The sequence below is a fragment of the Streptomyces sp. PKU-EA00015 genome (genome assembly GCF_013387495.1).
Taxonomy (GTDB): Bacteria; Actinomycetota; Actinomycetes; order Streptomycetales; family Streptomycetaceae; genus Streptomyces.
The window spans coordinates 1-424 of sequence record NZ_JABZEE010000146.1; the positions used below are offsets into that span (position 1 = coordinate 1).

Annotated in this window: 1 protein-coding gene; it reads right to left on the minus strand. The window is 70.8% G+C overall.

Annotated elements, in window-relative coordinates:
• A partial coding sequence (locus tag HW130_RS35280; protein ID WP_177153834.1) for an IS5 family transposase occupies positions 1-424 on the minus strand: 424 nt, incomplete at both ends.

Here is a 424-nt window from a genome sequence, read left to right on the forward strand (position 1 = left end):
TGGCGATGCCGCGCCACTGCTTCAGGCGATTGATGCACCGCTCGACGGTGTTGCGCTGCTTGTACGTTTCGCGGTCGAAGGCCGGTGGCCTGCCGCCTCGGCTGCCCCGACGTAGCCGATGGCTCCGCTGGTCCGCCGGGACGGGGATCACTGCCCGGATGCCGCGCTTGCGCAGGTGCTCGCGGATCGCGCGGGAGGAGTACGCCTTGTCGGCCAAAACCAGGTCCGGTCTGGTGCGTGGCCGTCCTCGCCGACGGGGAACGCGTAGGCGGGCCATGACGTCGGTGAAGGCGGGTGCGTCGCCGGCCTGGCCTGCGGTGAGAACGAACGCGAGGGGCCGGCAGCGGGCATCGGCAGCGAGGTGGATCTTCGTGGTCAGTCCACCGCGGGAGCGGCCGATGGCATGGTCGTCGGGTTCGTCTGC